The sequence below is a fragment of the Chitinophaga sp. CB10 genome, assembly GCA_001870995.2.
Taxonomy (GTDB): domain Bacteria; phylum Bacteroidota; class Bacteroidia; order Chitinophagales; family Chitinophagaceae; genus Chitinophaga.
On the sequence record MLAV02000016.1, the window covers coordinates 57,962 to 83,232 of the forward strand.

Below are 25,271 nucleotides of genomic sequence, written 5' to 3' on the forward strand. Positions count from 1 at the left end.
TTAGTGAACACCTGACTTATTATGGCAAAGAAAAAAGAGAATGTATCTGCTGCTTTAGCTCCACAGATCCCTTCAGATGACCATATCGCCGTGTACGGCGCAAGGGAGCATAATCTGAAAAATCTGGACCTGCAGTTGCCCAAAAACAAACTGGTTGTAATCACCGGCATCAGTGGCAGTGGAAAATCATCACTGGCTTTTGATACGATCTATGCGGAAGGCCAGCGCCGTTACATGGAGAGCTTTTCCGCCTACGCGCGCCAGTTCATCGGCGACATGGAAAGGCCCAATGTGGATAAAATCACCGGCCTCTCGCCCGTGATCTCCATCGAACAAAAGACGACCAACAAAAACCCGCGTTCTACCGTGGGTACCATCACCGAGATATACGACTTTCTCAGGCTGCTGTTTGCGCGTGTAGGCGTGGCTTATTCCTACAACACCAACAAACGGATGACCCGCTTCTCCGAAGAAGAGATCATCGCGCACCTGTTTAAGCACTACAACAAAAAGAAACTCGTAATCCTCGCGCCGCTCGTGCGTGGCCGTAAAGGGCACTACCGCGAACTCTTTGAGCAGGTCCGCAAACAGGGCTACCTCAAAGTAAGGGTAGACGGGGAAATCATGGACCTGAAAGAACGTATGCAGGTAGACCGCTACAAGATCCACGAAATCGAACTCGTGATCGACCGCATACAGGTACAGGAAGATGCCCGCACCCGCATTAGCCAGAGCGTGCAGAAAGCGCTCACCATGGGCAAAGGCCTCCTGTTCATCCAGGACCATGACAGTGGAAAGGTGAGCCAGTTCAGTAAGCAGCTGATGTGTGAAGACACCGGCCTGTCCTACGAAGAGCCATCGCCCAACACCTTCTCCTTCAACTCGCCCTACGGCGCCTGCCCGCGCTGTAAAGGGCTCGGCACCATCTACCAGATCAATATGGACGAGGTAATCCCGGATTACAGCGTATCCATCAACGACGGCGGCCTCAAACCACTGGGCGAAGCCCGCGATACCTTTACCTTCAAACAGGTACAGCAACTCGCTAAAAAATATAAATTCTCGCTCTCCGCCCCGATCTCCGAGATCCCGCAGAAAGCGTTGAACATGCTGCTCTTCGGCGACGAAAACGGCACGCTGGAAGCGGATGTGGATGTGGACGAAACCATCGACACCTCCAAGTACTCCGCTGATTTTGAAGGCGTGATCAACACCGTGCGCCGCTTTTTTAACGATACCTCCTCCGACCATGTGCGCAACTGGGCGGAAAGCTTTATGCAGCTGGATACCTGCCCTGTGTGCGAAGGTACCCGGCTGAAAAAGGAAAGCCTCTACTTCAAGGTGGACGAAAAAAATATCGCGGAACTGGGCAATATGGACCTGGATCAGCTGTATAAATGGTTCGCCAATATTGAGGACAGGCTGGAAAATAAACAGAACGTAATCGCAAAGGATATCCTCAAGGAAATCCGCGAGCGGCTCGGCTTCCTGCTGAATGTAGGGCTCACCTACCTCACGCTTAACCGCGGCACGAGAACGCTGAGCGGGGGCGAATCCCAGCGTATCAGGCTGGCCACGCAGATCGGCTCCCAGCTGATGGGGATCACCTACATCCTGGACGAACCGAGCATAGGCCTGCACCAGCGGGATAACATGCAGCTGATAGACGCCCTGCGCAACCTGAAAGACATGGGTAATACCGTGATCGTCGTGGAACACGACAAGGACATTATGCTCCATGCGGATCACCTGGTAGATATAGGCCCGGGCGCCGGCGTACACGGCGGCCAGATCATCGCGGCCGGCACGCCAAAGGAAATCCTGAAGCTGAAAACGCCTACTGCCGGTTATCTGAACGGTACCACCCTGCCGGAAATCCCGAAGGAGCGCCGCAAAGGCAACGGCAACTTCCTGGAACTGAAAGGCGCTACCGGCAACAATTTGAAGAATGTGAGCGTGAAATTCCCCCTGGGGACTTTCATCTGCGTTACCGGCGTTTCCGGCAGCGGCAAATCCACGCTGATCAACGAAACCTTATACCCGATCCTCTCCAAACATGCGTACGATTCCAAGATGGTACCCATGCCATACAAGAGCATCAAGGGATTGGAGCATATAGATAAAGTAATTGAGATTGACCAGTCGCCGATCGGCCGTACTCCTCGCAGCAACCCGGCTACGTACTGCGGCTTCTTTACGGACATCCGCACCCTGTTTTCCCAGGTGCCGGAAGCGAAGATCCGCGGCTACAACGCCGGCCGTTTCTCCTTCAACGTAAAAACCGGCCGCTGCGACGTTTGTGAAGGCGGTGGTATGCGCGTGATTGAAATGAACTTCCTCCCGGATGTATATGTGCCTTGTGAAAAATGCAATGGCCGCCGCTACAACCGGGAAACGCTGGAAATCCGCTATAAAGGCAAATCCATCTCCGATGTGCTGGACATGACGGTAGACGAGGCCGTGGAATTTTTCCAGGCCGTGCCATGGATATACCGCAAGATTAAAACCCTGCAGGACGTAGGTTTGGGATACATCACCCTGGGGCAGTCCGCCGTAACCCTTTCCGGTGGCGAGGCGCAGCGCGTGAAGCTGGCGACCGAGCTGTCCAAAAAAGATACCGGTAAGACGATCTACATTCTTGATGAACCTACCACGGGCCTGCACTTCCAGGATATTCAACTGCTGCTGCAGGTACTGAACAAGCTGGTAGACAGGGGCAACACCGTTTTGGTGATTGAACATAACCTGGATGTGATACAGATGGCGGATTATATCGTGGACCTGGGGCCGGAAGGCGGCGCCGGCGGCGGTAATATACTCTGTACCGGCACTCCTGAGCAGGTAAGTACCTGTAAAGACAGCCATACTGCCCGTTTTCTCAAAAAGGAGCTGGGAATTTAATATATTGCCATCGCAAATTTCAGCATGAAAACGATTTATAAACTGATAATCGCAGGCCTCTTCCTCGTGGGGATGGCGGCCTGCGAAAATGAAACCAAGGTCTGCGACCAGACGTTGCGCGCCGATGCGCACGTGGAGTTCCGCCGGGACAGCGCAGGCTTTGTATGGGACTCCACCTTCCGCGCCGTGACTACCCTGGCGCTGGACAAGGATACCCTCCTGAAAAATGTGCGTACCAACAACGTGTATTTTACCCTGGACCCCATGCATGATTCCAGTCGCTTTATGCTGCGGATCGACTCCCTGGTGGGTAAGGACACACTAACGTTCAGGTATAAACGAACACCGATGTTTATATCGCCGGGATGCGGTTTTGGCACTACTTTCCAGCTGGATACCGTCATCGCCACCAGGCACCTGATCGACTCGGTTATAATTACTCAAAAGTCAGTAGTAAACAGCAATGATACGCACGTTCAACTTTTCTTTTATACTGAGTAGCTGCCTTTACTGCGGAACCCTGTTTGCGCAGAACAAGCCAGTTGCCCCTGCCGCCAAACCGGCGAAAGACACGACGCGTCAGAGCGCTGTTAAAAAAATTACCGTCGCTCCTCCGAAGGACAGCTCCTGGCTGATTCCCGGCGGGCTGCGCCTGGGGGTGGACCTGGGCAGGATTGTGAATAACATTTACTATCCGTACCGCCAGGAGTACACCATCGTGGCCGATGCGCGCATCAACGCACGTACGTACGCTGCCGTGGAAGTGGGTTATACCAATACGCCGCATTCCGATACCAATTACACATACAAAGGCAACGGGATGTTTGCCACGCTAGGGGTGGATTACAACTTCCTCAAACGCCAGTATGTGAATGAAAAGAACATGTTTTACGGAGGTATCCGTTACGGTATTTCACATTTTAACTACGAGGTGCCAACTTATACCATCCACTCGCCGTACTGGGGCGGGCAGCTTTCCGGCTCCTATCCCAAAACCAACGTCACGGCGCATTGGGCAGAGCTGGTGCTGGGTTTGAAAACGGAGGTTTTAAAAAATTTCTTCCTGGGCTGGAATGTGAGAACCAGGATACTGATGAACAGTGTGGAGAAGGATGGTTTCAAGCCGCTGACTATCCCGGGATTTGGCAGCGGGTCTAAGCGTACGGTATTTGATATGCAATATACGGTTTCGTATGTGTTGCCGTTTTATAAGGTGCGCGAGCGGTATGTGCCGCCGAAGGTGAAGAAGGAGGTGTCGACGAGGTAAATGAAATAACTCCGGACCTCTTAAATTGCTGAAAAAGCCATTCACGGGATAAATTATTACAACAAAGGAGCCAATGGCTCCTTTATTTTTTTATATCCTTTATCGCCTGCATACCTTACGCCTTCAGCATTTCCACATGCGGGATATTATCTTCCAGGTACATATCGCTCACGGTTTCAAAACCCAGGGAGCTGTAAAACTTTTCAAGATATTGCTGCGCGCTGATGCGGATGGGTTGCCTGCCAAACTGCCGGTAGATCTGCTGGATGGAGGCTTCCATCAACTCCCGGCCTGCGCCTTTCCCCCGCGCAAATGGAGCAGTAACGACCCTGCCAATGCTCGCTTCTGCGTACTTGATGCCTTTATCAAATAAACGGGTGTAGGCAGCCAACCTGTTTTCTTCGTCGTATCCCATCAGGTGCAGGGCTTTCTGGTCCGCATAATCGAGGTCCTGGTAAGGGCAATTCTGTTCAACTACAAATACTTCCACGCGAAGCTGAATTATCGCGTACAGCGCTGATGTAGTCAGCTCGTCAAATGATTTTATCTCCCAGCGCATAACCGTTGTTTTATTCACATAAAAATACGTGAACCTTTCAATAATCCTGTTATTTTTACCCCTGTATGCATCACTAAATAACAGATTAACATGGGAACCAATGCAGCCATGTTCCTCTCGCTGGAACACATTACCGTCAGATATCTTGATAAAACCATCTTTTCCAATCTCTCCTGGGACATTAAGGAAAACGAACAATGGGCCATTACGGGGCCAAGCGGCTCCGGCAAAACGGCGTTGCTCAATACCATACTAGGTAAGTTTAACGTCATCAACGGCGGTATCCGGTATTACTTTTATGAGCAGTACAGGCAAACGCATACCATCACCGATCCTTATTTCAATTACCGCAACCTGATAGCCTTCGTGGGGCATCATCATACCTTCAAAAACCTGTCGAACACCACTACTGACTTTTATTACCAACAACGGTTCAACAGTATGGATGCTGATAACAGTCCTACCGTGGCCGAGCACCTGGGCATAACCGACATCCCCGCGCTGCTGGCGCCACTGAAACTGCAACCCCTGCTGGCGAAGCGGCTGATCAAGCTCTCCAACGGGGAAACCCGCCGGGTGATGATTGCCCACGGGTTGCTGAAAAGCCCGAAGCTGCTTATGCTGGATAACCCATACATCGGCCTGGATGTACAAACCCGCAAGGACTTTACCCAAATGGTAAACGAAATTATCAAGGGCGGCACCACCGTGATACTCACGACCTCTCCACGCGAGATACCTGCGCATATTACACATGTAATGACGCTGGAAAACGGGACTATAACGGGCAAGTACACACGCGATGAATTCCTGCAGCTCCCGCTGCCTGATGAATCGGCTGCAGACCTGCCGGTGATTGAAGCGGAAAAGATAGCATCCCTTACCAAACATATTGTTCCGCAGCAGTTCGAAGATATCATCCGCATGGAGCAGGTGAAAGTGAAGTACGGGGAAAACACCATCCTGGAAGATATTAACTGGACCGTGAAACCCAATGACAAATGGGCTTTGCTGGGGCATAACGGCGCCGGTAAATCCACCCTGCTCAGCCTTGTGAACGGGGATAACCCGCAGGCGTATGCCAATAAGCTATGGCTGTTTGACCGTAAACGCGGCAGCGGGGAAAGCATCTGGGATATCAAGAAAAAAATAGGCTTTGTTTCCCCGGAACTGCATCAGTACTTTACCGCCAGGGATAACAGCCTGCAGGTAGTATGCTCCGGGTTTTCCGATATTATAGGCAGCACCAGGCCAGCCACGGAGGAGCAGAAAGCCATTGCCGCCAGCTGGCTGGATATACTGGGCGTGGGCCATACGGCTTCCCAACCTTTCAAACAAATACCGGAAAGCAACCAGCGACTGGTATTGCTGGCGCGGGCGCTGGTAAAGAATCCGCCGTTGCTGATCTTCGATGAACCCTGCCAGGGGCTGGACCTGCAACAGAAAAACCATTTCAAGAAAGTGATAGAAGAGCTGTGCGAACATATGCCCGTTACGCTGATCTATGTGACGCATTATGAAGAGGAACTGCCTTCCTGCGTGAATAAATTCCTGCGGCTGGAAAGGGGGCACATGATATAATCTGTATATTCGCACCAGTTAATCACCATAATCCTTTACTGATGTACCCAAAAATACGTCATGCTGTTTTAGCATCCCTATTTTGTGTAGCATTTGTATGCCTGTATAGTGCATGTAGAACTACTAAGAAAGAACCCAGTGTCGCCTTTGCGAAATACATCGAAGCCTATACGGCGGGGATTATTTCAAAACAAAGCGCTATCCGCGTTCACCTGGCCGGACAAGCCAATGTTACCCACACGCAAAACGAACCTGTAGATAAGCAGGTATTCGAATTTTCGCCATCCATCAAGGGAAAAACCTACTGGATCGACGCTACCACCATCGAGTTCAGGCCGGATGAAAACCTGGAACCGGGCAAGCAGTACAACGCGAAGTTCCTGCTGAGCAAAGTGATGGACGTACCGGCGGACCTTAAAACGTTTGAATTCAGTTTTAAAGTAATCCAGCCTTCTTTTACAGTTGAAATGAACGGCCTCCGCGCGGCGGACAACTCCTCGCTGGACAGGATGTCCTTTTCGGGCAGCCTGTTTACCGCGGATGCGGAGCAACCCCAGGCTATCGAGAAGATCCTCACTGCCACCTACCAGGGCAAAAAACTGCCTGTCACGTGGGAGCATAACGCTGCGGAACATACGTCTAAATACACCATCAACAATATCCAGCGCAACAACAGCGCCACCAGCCTGACGCTCACCTGGAGCGGCGCGCCGCTGAAGGTGGACAAGGAAGGGAAGGAAACCATAGAAGTGCCCGCCGTTGGAGATTTTAAGGTGTTAAACACCAAAGCCATGTCCGACCCGGAGCAGCACCTGCTCGTACAGTTCTCCGACCCGGTCAGCATGGCGCAGTCGCTGGAAGGGCTGATCAGCATCAGCGGCCAGAGCGACCTCCGGTACAGCATCGACGGCAGCGAGGTAAAAGTCTATGCGCCGAACCGGCTGGAAGGTAACTACAGCGTGGTGATCAACGAAGGTATCCTCAACATCACGGATAAACGACTGGCAAAGAATTACAGCGCCAACGTGAACTTCGAGAACACCCTGCCATCTGTCACCATTCCCGGGAAAGGCGTGATACTGCCGGAAAGCAACAAAATGGTGATGCCTTTTGAAGCGGTGAACCTGAAAGCGGTAGATGTAAGCATCATTAAAATCTATGAGAACAACATCCCGCAATACCTGCAACAGAATGACCTGAACGGCTCCCAGGAGCTGCGCAGGGTAGGTAAGCCGGTAGTGCAAAAAACCATCCGCCTGGATAACGATAAGTCCCTGAACCTCCACAAGAAAAACCGTTTCTTCCTGGACCTTGATCAGCTGATTAAAACAGAGCCGGGCGCTATTTACCGTATTACCATCGGCTTCCGTAAGGATTACGCGCTCACGGCCTGCGCTGCCGGCAATACCGCCTCCTCCGGCACAGCTGAAGAAGGCGACGAGTATGAAGGCGATTACAACTACTACTCCGACAATGCCGGTGTGGATGAAGATGATGAGTTCTGGGGCAATTATGATTCCTATTATCCAATGGGCTTCCGCTGGGACGAGCGGGATAACCCTTGTTCCAATTCCTATTACAATAAAGACAGGTGGGCTTCCCGCAACGTGATGTCGTCCAACATCGGGCTGACGGCCAAACGCGGTAACGACAACAGCATGGTTGTAGCCGTGACGGACATCCGGGATACCAAGCCCCTCATGGCTGTAGAACTGGAACTGCTCGACTTCCAGAACCAGGTAATCTTCAAAACCAAAAGCGATGGGGATGGCATGGCCACTTTTGACCTCAAACGCAAACCATACCTGCTCATTGCCAAAAAAGGTTCCGAACGCGGCTACCTGAAGCTGGACGATGGCAGCTCCCTGCCGCTCAGTCGCTTCGATGTGAAAGGCGAGGAAGTACAGCAGGGCATTAAAGGCTTCCTGTACGGAGAGCGTGGCGTATGGCGCCCCGGCGACTCCATCTACCTCACCTTCATCCTGGAAGACAAGGATAAGAAGCTGCCGGCTGATATGCCGGTGACCCTGGAACTCTATAATCCGAAAGGGCAGCTGTATAAACGCATCAACGCCAACAACAGCCTGAATGGCTTCTATAACTTCGCTACCGCTACCGAGCCGGAAGACATTACCGGCAGCTGGCTCGCCAAAGTAAAAGTGGGCGGCGCCACCTTTACGAAGAATGTGCGCATTGAAACGGTGAAGCCCAACCGCCTGAAAATTAAAATGGACTTCCCGGGCAACTCCCTGTCCAAATCCGGCACCCAGGGCACGCTGACGGCCATGTGGCTGTTTGGCGCTACCGCGCAACACCTGAAGGCCAAGGTAGACGTAAATCTCACCCAGCAAAAAACCGCCTTTAAAGGCTTCCAGGACTATAGTTTCGATGATCCTGTCACCCGCTTTGAGGCAGAAAATAAAACCATTTTTGAAGGCAGCCTGGGCGATAACGGCAGCGCGCCGGTAACCGCCAACATCCCGCTGGGCAAGCCGGCGCCGGGACAGCTGAAAGCGAACTTTGAAGTAAAGGTATTTGAGCCGGGAGGCGATTTCAGTATCGATAACTTCTCCCTGCCGTATAACCCGTACACTTCCTATGTAGGATTGCGCGTGCCGCAGGGCGACCGTACCACGGGCATGCTGCTCACGGACAGGGCCCACCCGGTAGACCTGGTAAGCGTGGACGACCAGGGCCGCCTGCTCTCCGGCTCCAGGGAGGTACAGGTAGAACTGTATAAAGTGCGCTGGAGATGGTGGTGGGATGGCGGCGATGCCGACGACTACTCCAACTTTACGCAGGACAGCTATAACCAGCTGCTGGAAAAAACCGTTGTCACCCTCCGCAATGGTAAAGGCCAGTGGAACCTAAGGGTGAACGAACCGGAATGGGGCCGTTTCCTCATCCGCGTGAAAGACCTGGAGAGCGGCCATACCGCCGGTAAATCCGTTTATATCGATTACCCGGGATGGGCAGAGCGCATGCAGAAGGAAAACCCTGCAGAGGCCTCCATGCTGGTGTTTACCTCCGATAAAACCAGTTACAAAACCGGGGAGGACATTACCCTTACCATCCCCAGCAGCGAAGGCGGCAGGGGCTTGATCAGCATTGAAAGCGGCAGCAGGGTGCTGCAAACGGAATGGATCAATACCAAGAAAGGACAGACTATCTATAAATTCAAGGCCGCCAAAAACATGGCGCCTAATATATACGTAAACGTTAGTTTGCTGCAACCGCATGCGCAGACCCTTAACGACCTTCCCATCCGCATGTACGGTACTATCCCGATCCTGGTGGAAGATCCGCAGACGATCCTGAAACCGGTCATCGCGATGCCGGAAAAGCTGAAGCCGGAATCCGAAGCCAACATCACCGTGAGCGAGGCAAGCGGCAAAGCCATGACGTACACCATTGCTATTGTGGACGAAGGCCTGCTGGACCTTACCCGGTTCAAAACCCCGGACCCGCACAGCGCCTTCTATGCGCGTGAAGCGCTGGGCGTACGTACCTGGGACCTGTTTGATTACGTAATAGGCGCCTGGGGCGTGGATATGGACCGCATCCTCAGCATCGGCGGGGACGAAGGTTTGAACCGCAATGCCGGCGCTGCAAAAGCAAACCGCTTTAAGCCGGTGGTAAAATACATGGGACCATTCTACCTGAAATCAGGCCAGAAGCAAACCCACAAATTCAAATTACCGCCATACATCGGCTCCGTGAAAGCGATGGTGGTAGCCGGCCAGGACGGCGCATACGGCCAGGCGGAAAAAACCGTGGCCGTGAAGAAACCGCTGATGGTACTGACTTCTGCGCCCCGCGTACTCGGCCCATCCGAAACCATGCAGCTGCCGGTAACCGTCTTTGGTCTTGAGCCAACGGTGAAAACAGCTACCGTTACACTCAGCACCAATCCGTTGCTGGAAGTGGTAGGCGAGCGTACGAAAACAGTTAGCTTCCCGATGCCGGGCGAGCAGATTGTGTATTTTGATGTGAAGGTAAGACCGCAGGCAGGCGTGGCGAAAATCAAAGTGCTGGCCGCCAGCGGCCGCGAACAGGCGGAAGACAATATAGAATTGCAGGTAAGAAACCCGAATCCGTTTATTACTAACGTAGAAGAATATACGCTGGAAGGCAGCAAAGGATGGACTGCCAACTATACGCCGGTGGGCATGGCGGGCACCAATACCGCTGTATTGGAAGTATCTGCCATTCCATCGCTGAACCTGGGCAAGCGCCTGCAATTCCTCATTAGTTATCCGCATGGATGTATAGAACAAACTACCTCCGGCGTGTTCCCGCAACTGGTGTTGAACCAGCTGATGGACCTGAAGGAATCCCAGATAGCGGAGATTGACCGCAACGTAAAAGCCGGTATCAACAGGCTGCGCGGCTTCCAAACCTCCGACGGCGGATTTGCCTACTGGCCTGGCGGCGCTACTGCGGACGAATGGGGCACCAACTACGGTGGCCACTTCCTCGTGGAAGCGCAGGCAAGAGGTTATACCCTTCCTGCCGGCCTGCTGGATCAATGGAAGAAATACCAGCGTAATAAGGCCAATACCTGGGCGCCGAATACCACCAACTTCTACGGCGGCGACCTGACGCAGGCTTACCGCCTGTACCTGCTGGCGCTGGCCAAAGTGCCGGAGCTGGGCGCGATGAACAGGCTCAAAGAGTTCCGCTATATATCCGCACCGGCCAAATGGCGGCTGGCGGCAGCCTATAAACTCGCCGGGCAACCGGAAGTAGCCAACAGCCTGGTGGCTGGCCTCACCACTGATGTGAAAGCCTATAACCAGCTGGGCGGTACCTTCGGCTCCGACCTGCGCGATAAAGCCATGATCCTGGAAACAGAGGCCATTCTGGGGCAAACGGCCAAAGCCAATGCCCTCACCAGGGAAATAGCCATTAAGCTCTCCCAGAACGATGCCTGGTACAGTACGCAAACAACGGCTTACTCCCTGATTGCGATTGCCAGGTTCACCGGCACTAATAAAGGCGGCAGCAAAATGAATTTCAGTTATGCCGTCAACGGCGCGAAAGCTACCGTCAACAGCAAATCCGTGGTATCGCAGATTCCGCTGAACGCCAATACCGCCGGCACGATCACCATCAACAACAGCGGCAGCAATACGCTGTATGTAAGAGTGATATCCCGCGGCCAGCCGGAATCCGGCACTGAGCCTGCCGCCAGCAACAATCCTGACATCCTGGATATGCAGGTGCGCTACCTGACCCGTGGCGGGCAGCCGCTCGACCCAACGAGCCTGCGCCAGGGCGAGGACTTCGTAGCCTCCGTGACTATACGAAACCCGGGCAAGCGCGGATACTACGAACAGATGGCGCTGTCGCAGATATTCCCATCCGGCTGGGAAATCCTCAATACCCGGTTGATGGGTAACGACAGTGCGAACCAATCTTCCCCGGCTACGTATATGGATATACGGGACGACAGGGTGTACACCTACTTCAATGTGGAAGAAAACCGGTCCCGCACCTACAACGTATTGCTCAACGCGGCCTATCTCGGCAGGTTCTATCTGCCGGCTACCAGCTGCGAGGCCATGTACGACAATACCATCAGCGCCTTTACCCCGGGTAAATGGGTAGAAGTGAAGAAGTAAGTAAACACAAAATCCCTCTCATACAAAAAGGGTGTTCCGTAACGGAACACCCTTTGTTTTATCTGCACAGTGTTAAAGCCTATTTCAGTAACCACATTACATTATTAGGATCGTCGTTACCGCCAAACTGTGTGTTCAGCGCGTTTGTAACATTCTCTGAATTGTAATCCAGTTCTTTCTGCGGATACATCCATCTCAGCGGCATAGCAGCAGGCGGCGTATTCAGGTTGGTGCTGGTATTTAAAGTAAATACCGGGTAGCCTGTACGCCTGTTTTCGTACCATGCAGTGAAGTCGGAGTTCTGGAAGAAACCTGCAATGTATTTCTGTGTAATGATCTGTTTGATCTGGTTTTCGGTGGAACCAGTTAACGCTACGGTAGCAGGGAATGCATTGATATACGCATCATCCATCACCATACCGTGCGCATACGAAGCCGGTACATATTTCAGGAAGAAATTCATGTGGCTCTTAATCCCGTTGGCATAGTAGGTTTGCGCATCCGTGCCGGAAATCCAGCCACGCACTGTGGCCTCCGCGAGGATGAACTGTACATCCCAGTAGTTCAGCAGTCCTACCGGTTCCGCATTATACATTTGCTCGTACCGCTTGTTCACCGGGCAATAATTACCTGCGCTTTTGCGGGAAACGATAGAAGCCATTTCATCCGCCGGATCGATGCCCAGGTAGGCGGTGTAATCGCTGGCGGCCTTACCTGCTTTGATTTGCGCAGGGGAAGGCTCCGCCATGTAGAACAGGCGTTTATCCCCGGTGGCTTTCATCGGATCCAGCAGGTAGTTGGATAGTACCGGGTAGTCAAGGAAAGAGTTGGTTTGCGCCGGCGTGTTGCTCCACGGATAGCAGTACCCGGCGGAAGCCGTGTAGGTAACGGCGAAGTTATCATTGAAATCGCGCATCAGCGGGCGGGCGGCCACCGTTTTAAAACGGTTGATCACATCCAGGTCAGCGTCGCCGGTTTTCTTGTACAGGTTTATCAGCACATAGAGCTGGAAGCTGTTGGCCAGCCTTCTCCACTTATCCACATTACCCTGGTAAATGAAGTCGCCGGTAAAGTTGGTACCTTTCGCCAGCAGGGAATCTGCCTGGTCCAGCTCTTTCAGGATGCCCAGGAATACGTCTTTCTGCGTATCGTATTTCGCTTTAATTACGCCACTGGCGCCCTGTATAGCATTTGCATAAGGGATATCGCCCACCTGCATGGTAGTTTGGAAAAACTGCCAGGCGCGGATGAAATGCCCGAAGCCTTCGAAAGTAATCTTCTGCTCCGGCGTGGCAGCATTTTTAATCATTGGCTCTACGTCCCGCAGGACGAGGAGGCGCGCAAAGTCGACCCGGGTCAGTTTATTATACTGGTAATCGCTCACCAGCTCCGTCCAGCCGATGTATTTACCGAGGGTAAAAGGTTGGCGGAAGCCCGTTCCCTGGGAGATATCCTTAGAGGTGACGGACGTAAGGATGTTGGTAGCCAGCCATTCTGAAGAAGCCTGCGTAGGCTTGTCAGGGTTGGTGTTGATAGCATCGAATTTTTTGGTGCAGCTGCTGAGGCTGAAGCCAGCCACAAGCGTAGCGATAACCGATATTTTAGAAATATGCTTAGTCATGATGTTATTATTTTTTAGAATCCAACCTTAACGTTCACACCCACCATACGTTGCGCAGGCGCGTTCATATCTTCAGCATCCACGTCCGGATCGGAGTATTTGAATTTGGTAAAGAGGAAGAGGTTCTGACCGGTTACAGCCACGGATGCGTTCTTGATGCCAGATTTACCAAACCATGCCTGCGGGAATTTATATCCTATAGATACTTCGCGGACTTTTACAAAGCTTTTGCTCATCACGCCGTTTTCATAGGAGTTACCCCATTTACGCATATAAGCCTGGTAGCTTACCGGCACGTCGTTTGGCGCATAGGTGCGGGTATCCTTAACGATACGGCCGTAATTGTCGAAGCTCACTTCACCGCTTACCACTTTCACCCCGTTACCTACGTAGTTCTTCAAACCTTTCACTACCTCGTCATAACGCCATTGGTTATCGGTTTCAGGGTTGGAGCCGGTATCAAACATTTTGGCATAGATGTAATCGTACATCACACCGCCGATACGGCCGTCGATACTGATGCCCAGGTTCCAGTTGCCGTAGCTGAAGTTGTTGATAAAGCCAAATACGAAATCAGGATCGGTATAACCAAACTGCTGGGTGTAAGTGCTGAGCAAAGGCAAACCGTTCTGATGGATCACGTTGCCCTGCGGGTCCCTCAGCGCCTGCTGGGTGTTGGCATATACGTCCATACGGCCGCCTGCTTTGGTCCAGAGGTTTTTGGCAGAATATACCGGATCGATATCCACATAATACCTGTGCTGGGTAGAGAAGTTCAGCATTGCATTCCACTGGAATTTGCTGCGTTGCATCACGGTACCATCCAGGGTTACCTCCCAGCCGCGGCGGGCATAGGTTTCATCCGTATTGATCAGGGTGGTGGCGTAACCGGAAGATGGCGCCAGGGTTTGTTTGATCTGGTTGTTGTAGTACAGTTTGGTGAAGTAAGCCAGGTCCACATGCAGGCGCTTGTTGAACAGGTAGGCTGCGGTACCAAACTCCCAGGTACGGGTAGTACTTGGCAGCAGGTTGGTACCGGCCAGGTTATCCGGCGTGGTGGCGCTCATAGTACCCCAGCTGTTGTTGATCGTATAGGCGAGGTTGTTGGCATAGATATCCAGCGGAGTTTTGGTCATGGTCCAGGAGCCTCTCACTTTCCACATGTTAATCCACTCCGGCATTTTAATGAACTCGGACATTAGCACGCTGGTAGCTACAGAAGGATAGATGTAAGATCTTGCATCTGCATCCTGGGTAGAGCTCCAGTCGTTACGGCCGGTAACATCGAGGAATACAGCGCTGTTCCAGGAGAGGGTCGCTTTGGCATACACAGAGTTGGTTTGCTTCGCCTGCGTGTTGTAGTTGGTAACAATACCATCCAGCCCTGCAACGGTGGAGGGCACTGCGTTGGCGAGGGAATACCAGCCGGGCACCGCTAAACCGTTCCTGGTTTTTGCGCCCTGCTCCCGTTGTTTGTAGTAGAAGATACTGGCGCCGCCCAACGCGTCGATATTCCATTTACCTGCCTGCTTGTTGTAAGTGAGAATCAGGTCGCTGTTGATACTGTTACCCCAGCTCTGGTTCTGCCCGTACAATCCTTTGTTGCTGAAGTCAAACGGAAAGCTGTTGCCGATGGTAATACCCCTGGTGGAGTAAATGCCGGCAGGGTTCTGCACGATATCTTCGTTCTTATAATAGTCGTATCCATTTCTGAACATCAGCTTCAGGTCCTTGGTGAAGCTGTAGTTCATGCTCAGGCTGGCATTGAGTTTATTCTGTTCCGTACTTCTCAGCTTTTCGTAAGCGATGAGGTAAGGGTTATCGTACCAGGCGTTGTACAGCCAGTTCTGTTGCACATTCGGTTTTACCCAGTAGTCTTTATACTGGCGGATGTCATAATCCGGGCCTGTCCACATCAGGATCTGGTAGATATAACCCTGTTGGTTATACGCGCTGCCCCAGAGCTGCGGCGCGGTGGTACGGGTGTATCCCATGTGGCTTTCCAGCGAGAATTTATCGCCCGCTTTCAGTTCGCCGCTCATGGTATAGTTGAGGATATTCAGTTTCTGGTTAGGGAACTGGCCCTTATTATAGATGTGGTTCACGCCGGCTCTGAAGAAGCCGTTCTGTCCACCTTTGGTAACGCTTACGCTGTTGTTGGTAATCAGCCCGGCCTGCATGAAGTTGCGCAGGTTGTTTTTACCGCTGGATACCAGTGGCATTTCTTCGTTCTGTTTGGTGATGGGGTTCCACTGTACGGCAGTTTGGCCAATGTCCAGCTTAGGGCCCCAAACGTAGTCGGTTGCGATTTTACCATCCAGCCCGTGGCCGTAGGAAGTCTGCACTTCAGGAATAGCCAGGTAGCCGAGGTTGAACATGGTATTACTGTTCACATCCACGCTGATGCGATCTTCCTTACCGCGTTTGGTGGTGATCATCACCGCGCCGGCAGCGCCGCGCGCGCCATATAAAGCTGCAGCGGTAGGGCCTTTCAGCATGTTGATGCTTTCGATATCATCGGTGGGGATATCACGGAGTGTCATGTTACCATAAGGCACTCCATCGATCACCAGCAGCGGGGTTTCCCCACGCATTTCCAGTTTGGGCGTACCGTTGAATTCTGTGGAGTTCTTCACCGTCAGGCCGGACACCTGGCCGGTGAGGGAGGTACCCAGGTCCACGCCCTTTACCGTTTGCATGTTAGCGCCTTTCACGGATTGTACGGCATAACCCAGGGCTTTTTCCTCGCGCTTTACGCCGAGGGCGGTTACTACCACTTCACCCAGTTGTTTGGTGGATTCTTCCAGCTGCACATCGATGGAGGTGCGGCCGCCCACTACTTCTTCCCTGGTGGTGTAGCCCATAATCGTATAGGCCAGCACGGCATTGGGCCCTGAAACCGTGATGGCGTAGCTCCCGTCTTCTTTTGTCATCGTACCGTTGCTGGTACCTTTTTCCAGCACCATCACGCTAAAGAGGCGCGCGTTGGCATCGGTAACGATTCCCGTTACTTTCAGCTTTTGATTGGCCTGTGTAGTGGCCTGCAGGTTGTCGTCATTTAATTTTTTAGACGGGGCCTGGTATTCGCCTACCCGGTCCTTTTCTACGATGGTGTAGTAGTTAGGCTTTACGTAGAGGAATACGAGGTCGTTCGGGTACAATACCCCTTTCAGTACATCTTCGAGCGATTTTCCTTTAAAATTGGAAACATTGTAGGTGGTTGTCTTTTGCTTCACTACCTGCGGATCGTACACAAAATCGGCTTTGTACTCGCGGGTAATGGCTTTCAAGGCTTCAATTACAGGGACAGCTTTCTGTGCATACACCTGGCCGGTTGCAGCCAGCAATAGTACGACCAGCAACCGCTTAAAATAGCGCAGCGTCATAGTTGGCGAATTTTTTTTCGTTAGATAAAGTGGAATTTGTTCCTTTTAAGGTGTTAGTGCCGGGAACTGAAAAAATTACCCCACCCAGGGATTAATTTTTTTTCCGGCAGACGGGCATTGAAGAATACCTGCGGCTACATACCTTCTAAAAAGCTGACAATCATGATATTAATAATTGTATTAATTTTTACTATTCTCATAAACCCGGCAGCTGCCAACTCCCGGCCAGCTGCCAATAACAATAACTTAACATAATAAGCCGGTTCCAAAGGGGCCGGTGCTGGTATAATCGTTTCCTTTTTCAATAATTTTGCGTTCCACAACATTCCAATCTCTGACCTTGACAATGGACAATCCGGTTTTTCAACATATCATGAATGGCGATATCGAAGCCTATTCCGGATTGTACAAGGAATATTACAAGCGTTTCTACAACTACGGAAGGAAGTTTACCAGCAATACCCATCTTATAGAAGACAGCATCCAGGAGGTATTCCTTGACTTGTGGAACAGGCGGGAGAAGCTATCGCATGTTGAGTCGCCTAACTTTTATCTCTATTCATCGTTCCGGTATGTTCTCATAAAAAAGATCAGGCAGCATGATAAAATGGTATTCAATCAATCTGCTGAAGAAGAACACGAATTCTCCATCGAGCATGTCATCGTTAGCCATGAACTCAATGAGGAGATGCAAGTTAAATTACAAAAGGCAATAAAAACGTTGACGGGCCGGCAATTGGAGGCGATCTTCCTCAGGTTTTATGAAAATCTCTCCTACAAAGAGGTGGCATCGATTCTCAATATCTCGGTAAAAGCTACATATAAGATAATGGCAAGGAGCCTGTTAGCGCTCAAAGAAAAGGTTATGTTCTTTTTGTTTTTATGCTAATATTTGCTGTTTCTACTATTTGAAGAAAATTTATAAAATAGTTTGGGGTAAAATCAGCAGCACCGGGTACTATATTAAATAGCATGAAAAAAGAATCCATCGCACAGAAATATGTTCATTATAAGGAAAACGATTTCCTTACGGATCCCTATTTCCAGGAGTGGGTATATCAACCGTCGGCAGATAGTGAACAGTTCTGGCAGGAGGTGATCAACGCAGTGCCGCAGCAAAGGGAAACCATAGAAAATGCCCGTACCTATTTAAGAAATATCACGTTTACTACCCATACGCCATCCAACGAGGAAGTGGAAGCCTCCTGGGAGCGGCACTTTCAGGCCATACAGGCTAGTCGCCCGCAACCAGCGGAAACCACCCGGGTACACAGCATCCGCCGCCGTGCCCTGCTCCGTATAGCCGCCGCGGTAGCCGCTATCATACTGGCAGCCGGCGCTTACCTCGTACTTAATAACAACAATGAGCAGCTGGTTGCCAGCACCGGCTTTGGTGAAATCCGGCAGATCACCCTGCCGGACGGGTCCAGGGTGGACCTCAACGCCAACTCCAAAATCACCTACCGCAAAAACTGGAAAAAAGGCAAGGAGCGCGAAGTATGGCTGGAAGGAGAGGCGCTTTTCCAGGTGAGTCACCTTAACCGGGATACCAATCGCATACAGGCCGGCGAAAAGTTCCTGGTGCATACCAAAGATATCACGGTAACTGTGCTGGGTACGGTGTTCGACATTCGGCAGCGTCGCCTGAAAACCGAGGTTGTATTACAAAGTGGCAAGATAAGCCTGCATTTCAGCAACGGCCAAAAGCCTGATATCATCATGGAACCGGGGCAGCTGGTAGCCTATAACGAGGCGGATCAGCAGCTCATCACCGCCGGCGCTTCCCCGGAAAAATTCACCGCCTGGAAAGAACAAAAGCTCATACTCCAGGACCCCAAAGTGCATGATATTCTCTCTTACCTTGAGGATAACTTTGGGAAAAAAATTATTATGGAGAATAAAGAACTGAACAACAGAACGGTCAACGGGCCTATCCTCATTTCCTCGCTGGATGATGCCTTGTTTGTACTTTCCACTGTACTGAATACCGAGGTGATTAAACGCGACAGCAACACCATCCTCTTACGCGACCGGGAAGGACAATAAAAATTTTCCGCCGCCATGGGGTAAGTTGATAGCTTCCACACACTATACATCAAAGTGAAGCTATTAATCAACGTTCCATGAGAAAAATTTTGGTTGCAGTATTATGCTGCCTCTTCAGCAGCGCCTATGCCCAACAGTATCCTTATTATGCCGACATCCAGGCATTCAAACACCAGGACTCCCTGCATGCGCCTACCGGTCATGAAATCCTGTTTATCGGCAGCTCCTCCTTTACCTACTGGCAGGATGTGAATTATTATTTTCCCGGTCATCATATTCTCAACCGCGGCTTTGGCGGCTCCAACCTGCTGGATGTGATCCATTACGCCAACGATGTTATTTTCGCCTATCAGCCTAAGCAAATTGTTATCTATTGCGGCGAAAATGATCTCGCATCTGATACCGTAAAGGCGGCAGTGGTGCTCAGGCGCTTTCAGACGCTGTACGGGATGATCCGGCAGCGTATGCCGCACATCCCCGTCACTTACATCTCCATAAAACCAAGCCCCAGCAGGGCCCGCCTGCTGCCGGAAATGGTAAAGACCAATAAGGCGATCCGCCAGTTCCTGGCCAAACAGGCTAATACTTCCTTTGTAGATGTCTTCTCCCGCATGTTAGCGCCGGACGGCACAATTAAGGCGGAGCTGTTTAAAGAAGACCAGCTGCACATGAAACCGGCAGGTTACCGCATCTGGCAACAGGCGCTGGCCCCGCACCTGGTAGACCAGCAGCTGACCACGCTGAAAGCGGCTACATTCAACCTCCGCCTCAATATTGCCTACGACAGCGCCAATGCATGGCCGCACCGCAAGGATATGGTGCGCGACCTGATCCAATACCATCAATTTGATGTGTTTGGCGTACAGGAGGCGCTCCTGGATCAAATGCACGACCTGCAGGCGATGACTGCTTATGCACATGTGGGTGTGGGGAGAAATGATGGCAAAGAAGGCGGCGAGTTCTCCGCCATTTTTTACAACAAAGAAAAATACGAGCTCCTAAAGTCCGGTAACTTCTGGTTATCTCCCACGCCGCAGGTACCATCCAGGGGCTGGGATGCCGCGTATATCCGCATCTGCACGTGGGCGCAGCTCTCGGAGAAGCGTACCGGCAAAACGTTCTATTTCTTCAACACGCATTTCGATAACGAAGGCGTACAGGCACGGGAGAACTCCGCGAAGATGATCCTGGAAAAAATCCACGAGCTGTCTGATCCGTCCACACCGGTGATCATCACGGGCGACTTCAATTCCAGCCCGGCTACCAGTGCCTATGGCGCCATTGTACAGCAGTTAAGGGATGCGAAACTGGTTTCGAACACCAAACCATACGGGCCCGACAGTACTTTCCAGGATTTTAAATATCACAATTGGATAAATGTGGTCAAAGAAGGCCGAATCGATTTTATCTTTGTTAATAATAATATAGAAGTACTCGATTATGCAGTACTGACGGATTCCCGGGACCTGCGTTTTCCTTCAGACCACTTCCCGGTTGTTTGCACCATTCGTTTTTAATCACATTCCCACACAATTCTGACATGAGACACTCAAAACTACCACTGCTGCTGGCTTTCAGCTTATTTTGCCAAACAGCATTTGCACAAAATCAGCAGCAAATGAACACCTTTATTGATGCGCTGATGAAGAAGATGACGCTGGAAGAAAAGATAGGGCAGCTCAACCTGCTTACCTCCGGCGAAGTGGTGACCGGTTCTGCCGTTAGTACCGGCGTGGAAGCCAAGATCAAAGCGGGCCAGGTGGGCGCCATGCTCAACATGACGAAGGTGGAAGATATCCGCAGAACGCAGGAGATAGCCATGCAGCAATCCCGCCTGAAAATACCGCTGCTCTTCGGTTTGGACGTAGTGCATGGTTATAAGACCACCTTTCCCATTCCGCTCGCATTATCCTGCTCCTGGGATATGGAGATGATTGAAAAAAGCGCGCGCATTGCTGCGATTGAGGCGAGCGCGGATGGCATCAACTGGACGTTCTCCCCGATGGTCGACATCGCCCGCGATGCCCGCTGGGGAAGGATTGCAGAAGGCTCCGGCGAAGATCCATACCTCGGTTCAAAAATCGCTGTAGCCATGGTAAAAGGTTACCAGGGCAACAACTTCGCGGACAACACCCATATCCTTGCCTGTGTAAAACATTTTGCGCTTTACGGCGCCGTTGAATCCGGCAGGGACTACAATACCACTGATATGAGCCGCGTACGCATGTACAACGAATACTTCCCTCCCTACAAAGCCGCTGTAGATGCCGGCGTAGCCACGGTAATGACTTCTTTCAATGAAGTGGACGGCATCCCGGCTACGGCCAACAAATGGCTGATGACGGATGTGCTGCGCAGGCAATGGGGCTTCAAAGGCTTTGTGGTAACGGATTACACCGCCATCAACGAGATGATAGCCCACGGCATGGGCGACCTGCAGACCGTATCCGCCTTGGCCCTCAACGCCGGTACGGATATGGACATGGTAGGCGAAGGTTTCACCGGCACCCTCGCCAAATCAGTAAAGGAAGGAAAGGTGGATATCGCTGCAATCAATACTGCCTGCCGCCGCATCCTGGAAGCGAAATACAAACTGGGCTTATTTGCTGATCCGTACCGCAACTGTAAAGGCGACCGCGCCGGAGATATTTACACGCCTGCCCATCGCATGGAAGCCCGCAAAGCGGCCACGGAATCTTTCGTATTGCTGAAAAACCAGCAGCAGTTACTGCCGCTGAAAAAGCAGGGCGCCATTGCGCTGATCGGGCCGCTGGCAGATACGAGGGAGAACATGACCGGCACCTGGTCCGTTTCTGCCGACATCGGTAAACATCTTTCCCTCCGCGAAGCACTGCAGCAGGAAGTTGGCAACCAGGTCACGATCCATTATGCGAAAGGTTCCAACCTCACCTCGGACTCCACGCTGGAGATCAACAGCACGATGTTTGGCCGCTCCCTGCACCGGGATGCACGCAGCGCTGCGGAACTGAAGAAGGAAGCGCTGGAAGCCGCCGCCAAATCAGACATCATTGTGGCTGCCCTGGGCGAATCGTCTGAAATGAGCGGGGAGAGTTCCAGCCGCACTGACATTGGCATCCCTGACACGCAGAAAGAATTACTCGCCGCCCTGGTAGCCACCGGCAAACCCGTGGTGCTGGTACTCTTCGCCGGCCGGCCTATGACGCTGGGCTGGGAAAATGAGCATGTGCCCGCGATCCTGAATGTATGGTTCGGCGGTTCTGAAGCCGGTACTGCCATTGCCGATGTACTCTTTGGCGCCGTAAATCCTTCCGGTAAGCTCACCACCAGCTTCCCGCAGCACGTTGGCCAGCTGCCGCTGTATTATAGCCAAAAGAATACCGGCCGCCCGCTTGCCGGCAACGATAAATGGTTTACTAAATTCCGTTCCAATTACCTGGACGTATCGAATGAACCGTTATATCCTTTCGGCTACGGTCTCAGCTACACGACGTTTTCCTACAGTGATATACAACTCTCTTCCAATACGCTGCAAGCAGGCGGTACTATCCGCGCCACCGTAACGGTGACCAACACCGGCAAATACGACGGCGTGGAAGTGGTACAGTTATACCTCCGCGACCTGGTAGGCAGTATCACCAGGCCGGTAAAGGAGCTGAAAGGCTTTCAGCGCATTGCACTGAAAGCCGGCGAATCCAGGCAGGTTACGTTTACGATTGGAGAAAATGATTTGAAGTTTTATAACAGCGAGTTGAAGTACGTGGCGGAGCCGGGAGCGTTTAAGGTGTTTATTGGCGGGAATAGCAGGGATGTGAAGGAGGCAGGGTTTAGTTTGAAGTAATTCGTGGATGTCGGTAATGAACAGATCAAACTTTTATCCTATCATTGCACCCGATGACCCGACTCCAATTCCAACAATGGTGCATGCGCAAAAAGTGGTGGCTGTCCGCCTTCACCGTGCTGCTCATTGCCTATTATTGCTGCTTGCCTAAAAACCTGTTCAACAATCCCACTTCCTTTGTGCTGGAAGATAGTAACGGCGACCTGCTCAGCGCCACCATCGCCGCCGATGGCCAATGGCGCTTCCCTTACCAGGAAGCCGTTCCGGAGAAATTCCGCCAATGCATCATCGCCTACGAGGATAAGCGCTTCCGCTACCATTGGGGAGTCGATCCCATCGCCATGGCGCGGGCCATCAGGCAAAACCTCAGCGGGCAGAAAGTAGTCAGCGGCGGCAGCACCATCACCATGCAGGTGATACGTATTGCGCGCAACAAACCGCGCACCCTCTGGCAAAAATGTATTGAAGCTGTTCTCGCTACACGACTGGAGTTCGGCGCTTCCAAAAAGAAAATACTGGCGCTTTACGCCGCCAACGCGCCTTTCGGCGGCAACGTAGTAGGACTCGAAGCCGCCGCATGGCGCTATTATGGCAGGAATGCCAACCAATTATCCTGGGGCGAAATGGCGGCGCTGGCCGTACTTCCTAACAGCCCGGCGTTGGTACATCCCGGCCGTAACCGTCAAACGTTGCTGGCTAAACGAAATCAGCTGCTGCATAAACTCTATCTCAACAAAACCATCGACAAATCCACTTATGAGCTGGCCCAGCTGGAGCCCTTGCCGGATCAGCCTTTGCCGCTGCCGCAGTTTGCGCCGCACCTGCTGGATAAGTTCCGCAGCGATTATAAAAAGCAATCGTCCGCACTGCCTACCCGCATTAAAAGCACCCTCGATGCACCGCTGCAAAAAAATGTAACGGACATCGTTACACGCTACCACCAGTCGTACAAAGCCAACGGTATCAACAATGCCGCCGCCATCGTGCTGGACGTGGAAACAGGGAACACGCTCGCCTATGTGGGCAATGTTTATAACACCGCCGATCCCGAACTGGAAAGCCATGTGGATATCATACAATCCAGGCGGAGCCCCGGCAGCACGCTCAAGCCCATCCTGTACGCGGCCATGCTGCACGACGGTATGATACTTCCCAACACCCTCATCCCGGACGTGCCCACGCAAATTGCCGGCTACTCCCCGCAGAACTTTGACCTGGGTTACGATGGCGCGGTGCCGGCCTCCCGGGCGCTGGCACGCTCGCTGAACATCCCCGCCGTGCGGATGTTACAGACCTACCGCTACGAACGGTTTCATGTACTCCTGAAGCAAATGGGCATCACCACGCTCAACAAACCGGCGGACCACTACGGCCTGTCCATGATCCTCGGCGGCGGCGAAACCACCCTCTGGGAAATGAGCGGCATGTACGCCAGCATGGCCCGCATGCTCCTGCACCTGCGCCAGTACAATGGCAAATACGATGCGGATGATATCCACGCGCCCAACTATATCCATAATGCGGAACAGCCTGCTGAGCACGGACTGAGCAACAGCGCGCCCCTGGATGCCGCCAGCATCTGGTGGACGTTTGAGGCCATGACGGAAGTCATGCGCCCGGGTGAGGAACTGCTCTGGCAACAATTTTCCTCCTCCCAGCGCATCGCCTGGAAAACCGGTACCAGCTTCGGCTTCAGGGACGGTTGGGCCATCGGCGTTACGCCGCAATATGTGGTAGGCGTTTGGGTGGGTAATGCAGACGGGGAAGGCAGGCCAGGCCTGATCGGCGTTTCCACGGCCGCGCCTATACTGTTCGACATCTTTCGCCTCCTCCCGGCCAACGGCTGGTTTACCCCGCCATATGAACAGATGAAAAAGGTGGAAGTATGCCGCAAAAGCGGCTTCAGAGCCAGCGATATCTGTACGGAAAAGGATTCGTTATGGGTACCCACTGCGGGGACGAGGGCTGGCGTTTGCCCCTATCATCAATTGGTACACCTGGACCGGGAAGGGAAATACCGGGTAACGGCGGCATGCGAATCTCCCCAATATATGCAACACAAATCCTGGTTTATACTGCCGCCTTCGCAGGAGTATTATTACCGCAGCAAAAACTACTACGAGCCACTGCCGCCGTATAAGCCGGAATGCCTCGCTTCCCTCGGGCTGGACAAAGCGCCGATGGAACTGATCTACCCCCGGCCCAATGCGCGTATATTCGTGCCCGTGGAAATCGACGGTAATCCCGGCCAAACGATATTCACCGCCACGCACCGCAATACTGCCGCTAAAATATTCTGGAACCTGGATAACACCTTCCTCGGCACTACCACTGATTTTCACCAGATGGCGCTGCGCCCGCCGGCCGGCAAACACACTATTACGCTGGTAGACGAAAATGGAGAAAGGATTTCCTGCGAGTTTACAATTTTGGATAAGGAGAGAGATAAAAACTAAGCGCCTCATA

At 52.2% G+C, this 25,271-nt stretch carries 14 protein-coding genes; 10 read left to right on the forward strand and 4 right to left on the reverse strand.

The annotated features are described in order from the left end of the window. Positions 1–21 precede the first annotated feature (21 nt). From uvrA to BOC67_RS20010, 3 genes are read left to right on the forward strand one after another with little or no spacing between them, the layout of a single operon-like run. Positions 22–2,901 carry an excinuclease ABC subunit UvrA gene (gene uvrA, locus BOC67_RS20000; protein WP_291912792.1) on the forward strand — a complete coding sequence of 960 codons (2,880 nt, stop codon included), beginning with the start codon at positions 22–24 and terminating at the stop codon, positions 2,899–2,901. Between the two features lie 24 nt (positions 2,902–2,925). Next, a complete protein-coding gene (locus tag BOC67_RS20005) occupies positions 2,926–3,402 on the forward strand; it encodes a DUF6452 family protein (protein ID WP_291912794.1) in 477 nt (158 codons plus the stop codon). Next, complete coding sequence (locus BOC67_RS20010; RefSeq protein WP_291912797.1) at positions 3,365–4,168, forward strand: DUF6048 family protein; 804 nt, start codon at positions 3,365–3,367, stop codon at positions 4,166–4,168. Before BOC67_RS20005 ends, BOC67_RS20010 begins: the two co-directional genes overlap by 38 nt. 115 nt (positions 4,169–4,283) lie before the next feature. Here BOC67_RS20010 and BOC67_RS20015 read toward each other — a convergent pair whose 3' ends face one another. Continuing rightward, positions 4,284–4,727 carry a GNAT family N-acetyltransferase gene (locus tag BOC67_RS20015; RefSeq protein WP_291912800.1) on the reverse strand — a complete coding sequence of 148 codons (444 nt, stop codon included), beginning with the start codon at positions 4,725–4,727 and terminating at the stop codon, positions 4,284–4,286. 90 nt (positions 4,728–4,817) lie between these two features. Between BOC67_RS20015 and BOC67_RS20020 the strand changes: the two genes are divergently transcribed. Together BOC67_RS20020 and BOC67_RS20025 are read left to right on the forward strand one after the other, a co-directional pair. Further along, positions 4,818–6,308 (forward strand): ATP-binding cassette domain-containing protein, encoded by a 1,491-nt coding sequence (locus BOC67_RS20020; RefSeq protein ID WP_291912802.1) that lies wholly within the window; start codon positions 4,818–4,820, stop codon positions 6,306–6,308. A gap of 41 nt (positions 6,309–6,349) precedes the next feature. Continuing rightward, on the forward strand, positions 6,350–11,932 hold the full coding sequence (locus tag BOC67_RS20025; RefSeq protein ID WP_291912804.1) for an MG2 domain-containing protein: 5,583 nt from the start codon (positions 6,350–6,352) through the stop codon (positions 11,930–11,932). Between the two features lie 79 nt (positions 11,933–12,011). Here BOC67_RS20025 and BOC67_RS20030 read toward each other — a convergent pair whose 3' ends face one another. The 3 genes from BOC67_RS20030 to BOC67_RS20040 all read right to left on the reverse strand — a co-directional run bounded on the left by BOC67_RS20030 (position 12,012) and on the right by BOC67_RS20040 (position 17,286). After that, entirely contained in the window at positions 12,012–13,553 is a 1,542-nt protein-coding gene (locus tag BOC67_RS20030; protein ID WP_291912806.1) for a SusD/RagB family nutrient-binding outer membrane lipoprotein, read from the reverse strand. Between the two features lie 14 nt (positions 13,554–13,567). Beyond that, a complete protein-coding gene (locus tag BOC67_RS20035) occupies positions 13,568–16,939 on the reverse strand; it encodes a SusC/RagA family TonB-linked outer membrane protein (RefSeq protein WP_291912809.1) in 3,372 nt (1,123 codons plus the stop codon). Between the two features lie 134 nt (positions 16,940–17,073). Further along, on the reverse strand, positions 17,074–17,286 hold the full coding sequence (locus BOC67_RS20040; protein WP_291912810.1) for a hypothetical protein: 213 nt from the start codon (positions 17,284–17,286) through the stop codon (positions 17,074–17,076). Between BOC67_RS20040 and BOC67_RS20045 the strand changes: the two genes are divergently transcribed. The 5 genes from BOC67_RS20045 to pbpC all read left to right on the forward strand — a co-directional run bounded on the left by BOC67_RS20045 (position 17,286) and on the right by pbpC (position 25,261). Continuing rightward, positions 17,286–17,828, forward strand: a complete 543-nt coding sequence (locus BOC67_RS20045) for a sigma-70 family RNA polymerase sigma factor (protein ID WP_291912812.1) — start codon at positions 17,286–17,288, stop codon at positions 17,826–17,828. The genes BOC67_RS20040 and BOC67_RS20045 overlap by 1 nt on opposite strands. An 83-nt stretch (positions 17,829–17,911) precedes the next feature. Continuing rightward, on the forward strand, positions 17,912–18,985 hold the full coding sequence (locus BOC67_RS20050; RefSeq protein ID WP_291912814.1) for a FecR family protein: 1,074 nt from the start codon (positions 17,912–17,914) through the stop codon (positions 18,983–18,985). A gap of 77 nt (positions 18,986–19,062) precedes the next feature. Continuing rightward, positions 19,063–20,502 carry an endonuclease/exonuclease/phosphatase family protein gene (locus BOC67_RS20055; protein WP_291912816.1) on the forward strand — a complete coding sequence of 480 codons (1,440 nt, stop codon included), beginning with the start codon at positions 19,063–19,065 and terminating at the stop codon, positions 20,500–20,502. Positions 20,503–20,525: 23 nt separating this feature from the next. Continuing rightward, positions 20,526–22,805 carry a beta-glucosidase BglX gene (gene bglX / locus BOC67_RS20060; protein ID WP_291912818.1) on the forward strand — a complete coding sequence of 760 codons (2,280 nt, stop codon included), beginning with the start codon at positions 20,526–20,528 and terminating at the stop codon, positions 22,803–22,805. A 53-nt stretch (positions 22,806–22,858) separates the two neighbouring features. Next, on the forward strand, positions 22,859–25,261 hold the full coding sequence (gene pbpC / locus BOC67_RS20065; protein ID WP_291912820.1) for a penicillin-binding protein 1C: 2,403 nt from the start codon (positions 22,859–22,861) through the stop codon (positions 25,259–25,261). Positions 25,262–25,271 lie beyond the last annotated feature (10 nt).